Origin of the sequence: Treponema berlinense (assembly GCF_900167025.1) — a bacterium.
Classification (GTDB): Bacteria; Spirochaetota; Spirochaetia; order Treponematales; family Treponemataceae; genus Treponema_D; species Treponema_D berlinense.
Window position 1 is genome coordinate 91,272 of the sequence record NZ_FUXC01000012.1, and the last position, 9,790, is coordinate 101,061.

At 39.6% G+C, this 9,790-nt stretch carries 7 protein-coding genes; 4 read left to right on the forward strand and 3 right to left on the reverse strand.

The genetic code is table 11. The annotated features are described in order from the left end of the window. Window positions 1-19: 19 nt before the first annotated feature. Window positions 20-2,362, reverse strand: coding sequence for a phenylalanine--tRNA ligase subunit beta (pheT, locus tag B5D47_RS09670; RefSeq protein WP_078931635.1), 2,343 nt, complete (start codon window positions 2,360-2,362; stop codon window positions 20-22). A 135-nt stretch (window positions 2,363-2,497) separates the two neighbouring features. Then, a complete protein-coding gene (locus B5D47_RS09675) occupies window positions 2,498-2,839 on the reverse strand; it encodes a helix-turn-helix domain-containing protein (protein WP_078931636.1) in 342 nt (113 codons plus the stop codon). A 143-nt stretch (window positions 2,840-2,982) separates the two neighbouring features. On the opposite strand from B5D47_RS09675, the gene B5D47_RS09680 reads away from it, so the two are divergent. The 4 genes from B5D47_RS09680 (at window position 2,983) to putP (ending at window position 7,525) form a co-directional block, all read left to right on the forward strand. Then, window positions 2,983-3,294 carry a YhbY family RNA-binding protein gene (locus B5D47_RS09680; RefSeq protein ID WP_078931648.1) on the forward strand — a complete coding sequence of 104 codons (312 nt, stop codon included), beginning with the start codon at window positions 2,983-2,985 and terminating at the stop codon, window positions 3,292-3,294. Between the two features lie 351 nt (window positions 3,295-3,645). Further along, entirely contained in the window at window positions 3,646-4,326 is a 681-nt protein-coding gene (locus tag B5D47_RS09685; protein WP_078931637.1) for an epoxyqueuosine reductase QueH, read from the forward strand. A gap of 9 nt (window positions 4,327-4,335) precedes the next feature. Next, a complete protein-coding gene (gene argA / locus B5D47_RS09690) occupies window positions 4,336-5,718 on the forward strand; it encodes an amino-acid N-acetyltransferase (protein ID WP_078931638.1) in 1,383 nt (460 codons plus the stop codon). A 259-nt stretch (window positions 5,719-5,977) separates the two neighbouring features. Then, window positions 5,978-7,525: a sodium/proline symporter PutP gene (gene putP, locus B5D47_RS09695; protein ID WP_078931639.1), complete on the forward strand. Its 1,548-nt coding sequence runs from the start codon at window positions 5,978-5,980 to the stop codon at window positions 7,523-7,525. Window positions 7,526-7,750: 225 nt separating this feature from the next. Here putP and B5D47_RS09700 read toward each other — a convergent pair whose 3' ends face one another. Then, window positions 7,751-9,076, reverse strand: coding sequence for an ATP-binding protein (locus tag B5D47_RS09700; RefSeq protein WP_078931640.1), 1,326 nt, complete (start codon window positions 9,074-9,076; stop codon window positions 7,751-7,753). Between the last annotated feature and the right edge of the window lie 714 nt (window positions 9,077-9,790).

The following is a 9,790-nucleotide window of genomic DNA, read 5'->3' on the forward strand; positions in this document are numbered from 1 at the left end:
TTTGCGTCTATGCTGTTTTCTATTCTACATCGCAGTTATCGGCTTTTTGTGTTGTAACGGGTTTTCCGGCGGCTAGAGCGTTTTTGCCGGCAATTACAAAACTGTGGTTTTGGATTTTGTAACTTACTTTGCAGAATTTATCTATGTCTATTTTTGCCGGCTTTTCTCCAGGTTCGCTGCCTTCCAGGGTAATTACGGTGCCAGGGGAAGCCCAAGGAGCGGTTAAAAGCTCAACTTTTTCCTTTCCGTCTTCGGTGTAGTCGCAGGCAAGCAACATTCCCCGGCTTTCTACGCCCTTCATCTTGCGGGGTGCAAGGTTGGCGGCAATGATTACGTGTTTACCCAGCAGTTCTTCTTCCTTCAAGTATGGGCGCAATCCAGACTGAATGATTCTTGGAGTTCCAGAACCGTCGTCCATTGTTTCGACGTACAGTTTGTCGCCCTGAGGATTTGTCTCAACTTTTTCGATTTTTGCAACTAAAAGTTCAATGTGGCTGTTAAAGTAAGCTGCCGGGTCTGTTTCTGCAGGGCTTATGTTTCCAGCTGGTTTTGACTCGTTTTTTGCTTTTTCTGCCGGTTTTGAATGTGGTTTTTCTTTTGGCATGAGCGCTTCAATGTCAATTTCACCGGCAACACAAGGAACGATAATTCCCCAGTTTTCCAGAACCTGCGGATGAACTTCGCCAAAAACACCAACTTGTTTTCCGTTGAGCATGATTGCAGCTTGTCTTCCAGGAATAAAGCGAGGGTCTTCAACTTCTTTTACGTCATATTTGTGGTCGAGAAGGTAAAGAAGTGTGCTTACTTCGCTTGCAAGACTGTTAAAGTTTGCATTGTTGCAGGCTGTCATAAATCCAAGCGACTGAATTGTTTTTGTTCCAGTGTTTTCGCTTGAATCCAGGAAAGCAACTTTTCCGATTTCGAAAATTTTGTGAGGGAATACAGCCTGTCCTGCCTGACTTTCTGCTCTCAACAAAGAGGCAATGATTGAAGGCCGAACAAACTGATAGTTTTCGCTCATTGGGTTTGAAATTTCGATTACGTTTTCTGAACTTACGCACATGCGGTCGATATAGTCGCGTTTTGAACCAAGATAGTTAAAAATCATTTCCTGATAACCAAGACCGACCATAATTTCTTTTGCCTTGCGGCTAAAAAGCGTAACGTCAGAAAGCTGTCCAACTGTAAAATCGCTTGGACGAACAGGTTTAAAATTGTCCAGGCCAACGCCAATCATGACATCTTCGATTATATCAACTTCGTGCAAAAAGTCGTTTCTGTATGGAGGCGGATTGAGAACAAATTCAACATCGTTTTTATTTGCCTTGAGATAAGATGCGGTTTTTTCAGAAGCGTCAAAATCTTTGGCAGAAACATCGTTGTCCATTCTGGCAAGCGCATCCAAAACTTCATCTTTTGTCAAATCGCAGCCAAGTTTTTTATTGATTGCCGCAAGTGTTGTTTTTGTTGATGGCTGGAAATAGAACGGAGCAACAACTTCTTTTCCGAGAGCGGTTTCGTATGGATGAACAACCTTTACCGGCAAAATTTCATAACCTGCATCAAAGAAGTCACAGGCAACAATATTTGCAGAAAGCATAAGGTTTTCCATGTTGTCGCCAGTAAGCTCAACCATAAGGTCTTTGTCGCCAACCTGCACTGCTCCAAGTGTTGCGGAATTGATAACAGGAGCCATTGAAAGAACTTCGTCAGTGTCGTCTGTCAAAAGCGGAAATTTCGGCAAATCTTTAATAATCCAGCCAAAATCCTTGCCTTTTGGGTGTTCGGTCAAAATCTGACGGCAAGTCATAGGCTGCTCGCACTGCAAAGGAACAAAAGAAGTTTTGTCAGGATCAACAGCCTTGTAATGACAAGGCCACTTAATATCAGCCATTCTGTAAACGCCCATAGAAATTGAACGGCGCTTGCGGCCAAAGTTCCAGCAGAGTTTTTCCTGAGTCTGGATAATGTCTTTTAACATTGGATCATCGATTGGCTTTCCAGAAATTACAAAACTTACCATGTACGGACGAATATTTTTCATTTCCGGATCAACCGTAATTACGCGGTCTGCACAATCTTTTACGCTGTCTTTTTTAGACAAAAAAGAAGAATAATTTGAGCGTTTTGCGCCCTCGTGAATACGGAGCTGACGAGTAACGCCACCTGTCGACCAAAGGTCAGGACGGTTTGTGTCGTTCAATTCGATTTTAATAACGCGTTCATTTTCCGGCTGAGACATATCCGGTTTTTCATCGAGTTCAGCTTTAGCAAAAGTAAGCTTTTTTTCCAAGGTGTCAAAGTCGTATTTTTTTCCAAGAAGATTAAAAAACAGATTTTCGTTTACTTCAATTTTTGGCATGATTTTCCTCTAATTTTCGCGTTTAATTGCCTTTAAAATAATAGAAAAATTATATCGAATTAAAACTTTGCTGTCCACAAAAGCAAAATCTTCGCGAGGCTTGCGCAGTTTTTTAAGGAAGTTAAAAGCGGGAGATTATTTTTTATTTCTGTCAGAAACATGGTTTAGCGAATATAGATTTGAAGACGGCTTGTCCAAAATAAATTCAATCGCCTGATTTAATTTTGACTGAAGTTCTTCCTTTAAATACATTTGGTCGGAATCGTAGCTTAAAAGAAATTTTGCATCGATGTTCAGGGCTTTAGAAACCGCTGTTAAAGTGTGGGCAGACGGCCAGCGTCCTTTTTCCATGTTGCGGATTGTGTTTACAGCAACACCGCTTTTTTCGGATAATTTTTCTTGTGTAATGTGCCTTTCGTGTCTGATTCTTTTTACGTTGTCACCGATTATTTCGCCAAGACTTTTATCGCTGTTCATTTTAAAAATTTATATCGGAATTACTTACAAAAACAGACTTGCTTATTGTTGAAAATACATCAAAATGACCAATAAGTTGCGGTTTGCTAAGCAAAAAATCTCTTTAATTGATATTTTTTTCTACAAAAGATATTATTCCTTTTATGATTGAATTAACTAGCAAACAGAGAAAATTCCTGGAAAAATCAGCTCAGCCAATGTCGCCGCTTGTTTTGATTGGTGGCGCCGGAGTGACAGAAGAGCAGATAAAGCAAATTCAGGCGGTTATAAAAATTCACGAGCTTATTAAAGTGAAATTTAACGAGTTTAAAGACGAAAAAAAAGAACTTGCAAGAGCGATTGAAGAAAAAACAGACTCGACTCTTGTGCGCATAATTGGAAATGTTGCGATTTTTTACAAAGAAGCCGAAAAAATGGCTGACAGAAAATTTGCAAAAGGACTTTTAAAAGCGTAAAAAAAATTGTCGGTTTTTCTTGAAAAAGCGCAAGGTGTTGCCTGTTAAATTAAAATATTCTGTTATAAATTTATTTTGATTTAGTTGCAGTAAAAATTCGTAAAGTCTTACCAGAAAAATAATTCTTTTAGAATCTGCCGCTGAATCCGGGCTTTTTGATAAGTTTTATCTTTAAGCCCTTTTGCAATTTTAAAAGGCGGAACGGGCAATGCTGCGGCGGACGCGGCGGCCGAAGTTGCCGTAGGCAATGAGCGTGAGCGAAGCCAGAGCGGCCGGTCTGACGGTTGAAAAAACGCAAAAAGAAAGTCTTAAAACTGGCAGAAGAATGGCGCCCGAAAATTCCCCGAAAAAATGGAAAAAATAAATTATCAAAAAGAACTTGAAAAAATAATTTCGCAGTTTTCGCAGAATCAGGACGGAAATAAACCTTCGCTTTTGCTGCATGCTTGTTGCGGACCTTGCAGCAGTTATGTAATCGAGTATCTTTCTGGAATTTTTGATATAACAATTTACTATTATAATCCGAATATTCACCCGGAAAATGAGTATTTTAGGCGGCTTGAAGAATTAAAAAAATTTTTGACGGTTTTTCCCGATGCCTTAAAAAACAAGGTTAAGCTCGTTGTTGATGATTATAATCCGGAAGATTTTTTTGCTGCGACAAATGTCAGAAACGAAGTTGAGCTTCAAAAAGAAAGGGAACGCGGAGAACGGTGCCGCCGCTGCTACAGGTTGAGAATGAGCCGTTCCTGGGATTTTGCCTGCAAGAATGGTTTTGACTGGTTTACGACAACTTTGAGCATAAGTCCGCACAAAGACAGCCAGATGATAAACGAAATTGGAATTGCGCTGGAAAAGGCGGAGAATGGCGGTTTTGCAAAGACGAGATTTTTGGTTTCGGATTTTAAGAAAAAAGGCGGATTTTTAAGGAGCACGCAGCTTTCGGACGAATATGGACTTTGGCGGCAGGATTATTGTGGTTGCGTTTTTTCTATGCAAAATAATAAAATAGAAGAAAACGAAAATCGTTAAGGGAAAAATATGACGCAGGCTGAAAAATCGATTCAAGAAAGGGCGGACAGTATTCGCGATGTAATCCGGTACATTGGAAGGTTTAACAACGCGATTGTCGTAATTTATATTGACGACAGAATTATAGATTCGCCAATGTTTACGAGCCATATTCACGATATTGGGCTTATAAAGCAGTCTGGATTGAAAGTTCTTTTGGTTCCCGGTGCGCATAAAAGAATTGATGGAATTCTTTCAAAAAATTCAATTGAATGGACGAGTTGCAACGGAAGCCGGATTACTTCTCCTCAGGCAATGGAGCTTATAAAAACCGCCGCCTTTGAAGTTGCAAACAACGTTATGACAAGCCTTGCAGGAGAGCACATAACTGCCGTAATCGGAAACTGGGTTCGGGCGCGTGGAAAAGGCGTTATAAACGGAATTGATTTTGGAACGGCCGGCGAAATTGACAAAATTGACGATTTGAGCCTGAAAACTGTTTTGGAAGACGGTTTTATTCCGATTTTTCCGTGTATTGGCTGGAGTCTGAACGGAAAACCTTACAATATTTCTTCGATGCAGCTTGCAACTCAGCTGGCTGTTCATTTGAAGGCGGACAAACTGTTTTTTCTTGTGCCGGATGGCGAAGTTACAGAAAAAAATTTTAAACTTCCTGAGGGAATCGGACTCTCGCCGGAAGGTCATGTGCCGGCTTTGAATATTGAAGAAGCTGAAGAATTTATTTCGGTTAATGAAGATGAAGAAAAATTAAAAGCTTCTGACAAAAAAATTGTTTTTGAAAAAGAAAATGCCCTGCGCAAAAACATAATTTCGATTTTAAAGCTTTCTAAAGAAGCGTGTAAAAAAGGTGTTGCTCGTGCGCATATTTTGAACGGCAGTGTTGATGGAACTTTGCCTTGCGAAATTTTTAGCAATTTGGGTTCTGGAACTATGGTTTATTCGTCGGATTATGGAAAAATCCGGGCAATGCGGCGCGAAGATATTTCTCAGGTGCTTTCGATAATAAGGCCTTTTGTTTTGGACGGAATTTTGCTTCCTCGCACAGAAGAGCAGCTCGAAGCGTCTTACAGCGATTATATTGTTTTTGAAATTGACGGTGCGGTTCGTGCTTGCTCTGCCCTGCATATTTACGACAGGACACAGGCAGAAATTGCGGCCGTTGCGGTTGATAAGACTTTTGCGCATATTGGAATCGGACCAAAAATGATTGCTTATCTTATCGAAAAAGCAAAAACGATAAATCTTGAAAGCATTTTTATTTTGACGACGCAAACCGCCGACTGGTTTGAAAGCCAGGGTTTTAAAGCTGATTCGGTTGACTCGCTTCCAGAAAAACGCCGGAAAATGTGGAACGAAAAGCGCGGTTCAAAAGTTTTTAGGCTTTTTCTTTAGTTTTTTAATAAGAACGCAAAACTTAGCCCGTGCCGGAGCAGCGCGCAGCGTTAAAAAAGCGTCCTGCGCTTTTTTAATGGAGCAAAAGCGGAACTGCGCAGGGACGGTTTGAGAGAAAAATGTGCTCCATTTTATAATTATAAGTTTTTTGTTTTAATTGAATAAACACGAGATTTTCTGTAAAATTGTATTGTTATATAGAAACAAAATGATTAAAAGACAAAAATCCGGAAAAAACTGGATTTTTTGGGAGTAACTTATGGATTGGACGTTGATAGCAAAAATCAGCGCGTTTGTTCTTTATTTGGGCGTGATGATTTATGTTGGTTTGAGCAATGCAAGCAAGAACAACACTTCTTCGGACTTTTTTCTTGGTGGACGAAATGTTGGTCCTTGGGTAACTGCGCTTTCGGCTGAAGCTTCTGACTCTTCTGCCTGGCTTTTGATGGGGCTTCCTGGCCTTTGCTATCTTGGCGGCGTAAAAGAAACTTTTTGGACTGCGCTTGGTTTGTGTGTTGGAACTTACATTAGCTGGCTTTTTGTTGCCAAGCCTTTGCGCAAATGTTCGGTTTCGTTCGGCGACTCGATTACGATTCCTGAATTTTTTAAAAATCGCCTGAACGACAAGAGCAACCTTCTTTCGGTTATTTCCGTAATTCTTATCGTATTTTTCTTTACGATTTATACGGCTTCGGGTTTTGTTGCCTGTGCAAAGCTTTTTAATTCGGTTTTTGGACTTCCGTATCATGCCGGTCTTGCAATCGGTCTTGTCGTAATTTTGTGCTACACGATTACAGGCGGATATATTGCCGTTTGTACGACGGACTTTATTCAGGGAGCGCTCATTTTCTTTGCAATCGTAATTTCTGGAATAATTGCCGTAATTTCGCTGGGCGGACCTTCGGCGGCTCTTGCAAGTGTTCAGAGTTTTGATGCGAATGCCGTTGCCGGAAAATTTGGCGAAACTCTCAAAAATGCGTTTGTCGCAAACAAAAGTTACAGCGCAATGAATATTGTTTCCGCCTTGGCGTGGGGACTTGGTTATCTTGGAATGCCGCATATTATCGTAAGATTTATGGGAATTGATTCTCCAGAATCAATCACAAAAGCACGCAGAATCGGCATTTCGTGGATGGTAATTTCGTATATTGGAACATTTGTAATCGGAACAGTTGGAACCGCATTCTTGTTAAAGCACGGAATTGTCCTCGGTCTTGACGCAGGAACAGTTGTTGAAGGCGTAAAAGCGACTGGCGACGCTGAAACGATTTTTTCAGTAACAATGCAGAATATTTATCCGGCTTTTATTGCAGGAATTTTCCTTTGCGCAATTTTGGCGGCTTCAATGTCAACCGCCGACTCGCAGCTTTTGTCGGCTTCTTCTGCTGTTGGACAGGACATTTTTAAGGGAATTATAAAAAAGAATGCAAGTGAAAAAGAAGTTTTGAACGTAAGCCGCTTTACAGTATTTTTGATTGCCCTGATTGCACTTTTGCTTTCGCTTAACCCGAATTCTTCGATTTTTGGTCTGGTTTCTTATGCCTGGGCTGGATTTGGAGCAACATTTGGACCTTTGGTTCTTCTTTCGCTTTATTGGCGCGGATTGACTGCAAAAGGCGCAATAGCCGGACTTATCGGTGGCGGCGTTGTCGTAGTAATATGGCACAAACTTTCGGGCGGAATTTTCAATCTTTACGAAATAGTTCCAGGATTTGTAGTTTGCCTTGTTCTTGCCGTGGTAGTCTCGTTAATTACAAAAAAAGACAAGAACGTGCTTGAACAGTTTGACGCTTACAAAAAAGCCTAAAAAAATATAAAAACTAAAAAAGCGGTGGTTTTGAAAATCAGTCAAAATCATCGTTTTTTTTATTTTAAAGAATTTAAAGGAGCGCACCACAGCCACAAACCGGCTTCTTCACGGTTCCGCTTAAGCTCCATTCAAAAGACGGAAAACTTTTCCGCCCTTTGAACGCTCCGCGCCGTTCCGATCCGGGCTAAGTTTTTCCGCAAATGCGGCATTTTTTGCTTTTTTTTACATATCATTCATACTCAAACCTAGCGTTTGAATGGAATATCCATCAATCACAGGCTTAACAGCAGATTTAAAGTTATTTACCTTTTCAGCAAGCTTTAAAAGATTTATTCTGCCGGCCTGGCGCTTCACTTCGTAAAAATCACAAGTGTTTTCAAAATCATTGACAGCTATCACATCAATTTCATTTTCACCTTTACGGTCCCACCAGCCGCCAATTCTTGTGAGTTGCCTTTCCTCGTTAATCTTATTTGTAAAATACTGCTCCAAAGTTTTTCCAGTAAAAGTTTCATAATCCCTTAAAATTACAGATTTCAATAAATCATACTGCCCAAGTTCCACAAGACTCTGATTTGCATAAATAAAACGAAAATAAAACCTCAAATAACAGTCTGTAATCTGCCATCGGGCATTACGGCTTTCTTTTTTTGAATACAATGGACGTATAGGTTTTATAACATTATAAACCTTGTAAAGATTGGCAAGATATGCGCCTGTGTTTTTCTGAATCACTGAGTCAATTTCATTTTGAGCAGTCAGCCCCCTGGAAATCAAGGCAAGAATTGAAAAATAAACTCCGTAATCTTTGCCCATCTCACTTACAAGAATATCCTTGCCGTCAATAAGAAAAGGTGAAGTTATTCCTGTAACGTAATCAATCATTTTTTCCTTTGTCGTGCTTCCAGAATCCATAAGCAAAGAAATATACTTTGCTACTCCCCCGCTTAACATATAAAGACACAGCAAATCTTCATTTGTATAAGATGAATTATAATCGCTTAAGATTTCTTTGCAGATAGAAGGTGAAAATGGAGTTAAATTGATTTCTCCTGTGGCACGGCCAAAAAGAGGTTCCTTATCATCTTCAAAGATTTTTTTCATCATGGAATAAACAGAACCACAGACGATAAGGTTTATTTTTGAATCTCCCTTGTTGCTGTCCCATATATTTTGCATCTGGCTGAAAAAAGCTTGATTTATATTTTGGAGATCCTGAAATTCATCAATAACAAGAATAAAGTGTTTCTGTTTTGAATACTGCATAATCTGTTCAAAAAGATCAGAGAGAGCTGTAATTTTTCCAAATATTTTCAGACCAATATCATCTGCCAGGCTTTTCTGCCACTGTTCGCAAAGGAGAGGTTCTGAACTGCGCGTTGTAAATAAGTAACAACTGTTTTTCTTTTCAATATATTTTTTCAAGAGTTCAGTTTTTCCAATTCGACGGCGGCCTGTTATAACTGTAAAATTAGCAGAATTTAATGAATTTTTTTCTATTTGTTCCAAGGCTTTGAGTTCATTCTTATGGCCATAAAAACTTTTCATGTTAATTTAATCTCCATTATTTTAATTGTTATTAAAACAATACGATACAAAAGGCAATTTTTCAACCATGGAATGTAATCGGGCTTAACCCGATAATCCGTTGGATAGATTGTCGTGTCAAGCACGGCAATGACACTTGGCCACCGGGCAGTTCCGCTTAGAACAGGAAGATGATTTTTGTTCTAAGCGGAAAGGGCTTCCTGCTGGAGCAGGAACGTAATTCCGGCTAGAGATGGAAAGGACTTCCTGCTAAAAGAGGAAGAAACACTGTTATAATCAAAAAAAACGACAACCGCTTGCAATTTGATATTACAATTAAAAAAACAAATCAACTTTTTTCCTCAAAAAATGTCAAAAGTTGACAACCGCTTACAATATATATAATGAGCGAATCTGAAAAAATCAAAACCTTTATCATCACAAAGCCTTCATTTTCCTCAAATCAAAAACTTTTTACAGGAGAACAAAGATAAAAACAACTGAAAATAACGTCTGTTTTTATCTTTTAAAGTTTGCGTTGCAAACTTTCTTATCATCGCTTGTTTCTCACTTCGTTGCGAAACAGCTTAAAAAGTCAATTCTAAAACTGAAGTTTTAATCTTGACTTTTTACAGGAGAACAAAATGGAAAAAGAGCCCACTCCGCTCGAAAAATGGAACAGCCTGACCCTTGCGAACAACTTTATCTTCTGCAAGGTCCTCGAGGAAAATCCCG

Excerpts from the sequence above, each read along its gene's own strand:
- pheT (WP_078931635.1), bottom strand. The coding sequence starts at position 2,362 with ATGCCAAAAATTGAAGTAAACGAAAATCTGTTTTTTAATCTTCTTGGA.
- B5D47_RS09675 (WP_078931636.1), bottom strand. The coding sequence starts at position 2,839 with ATGAACAGCGATAAAAGTCTTGGCGAAATAATCGGTGACAACGTAAAA.
- B5D47_RS09680 (WP_078931648.1), top strand. The coding sequence starts at position 2,983 with ATGATTGAATTAACTAGCAAACAGAGAAAATTCCTGGAAAAATCAGCT.
- B5D47_RS09685 (WP_078931637.1), top strand. The coding sequence starts at position 3,646 with ATGGAAAAAATAAATTATCAAAAAGAACTTGAAAAAATAATTTCGCAG.
- argA (WP_078931638.1), top strand. The coding sequence starts at position 4,336 with ATGACGCAGGCTGAAAAATCGATTCAAGAAAGGGCGGACAGTATTCGC.
- putP (WP_078931639.1), top strand. The coding sequence starts at position 5,978 with ATGGATTGGACGTTGATAGCAAAAATCAGCGCGTTTGTTCTTTATTTG.
- B5D47_RS09700 (WP_078931640.1), bottom strand. The coding sequence starts at position 9,076 with ATGAAAAGTTTTTATGGCCATAAGAATGAACTCAAAGCCTTGGAACAA.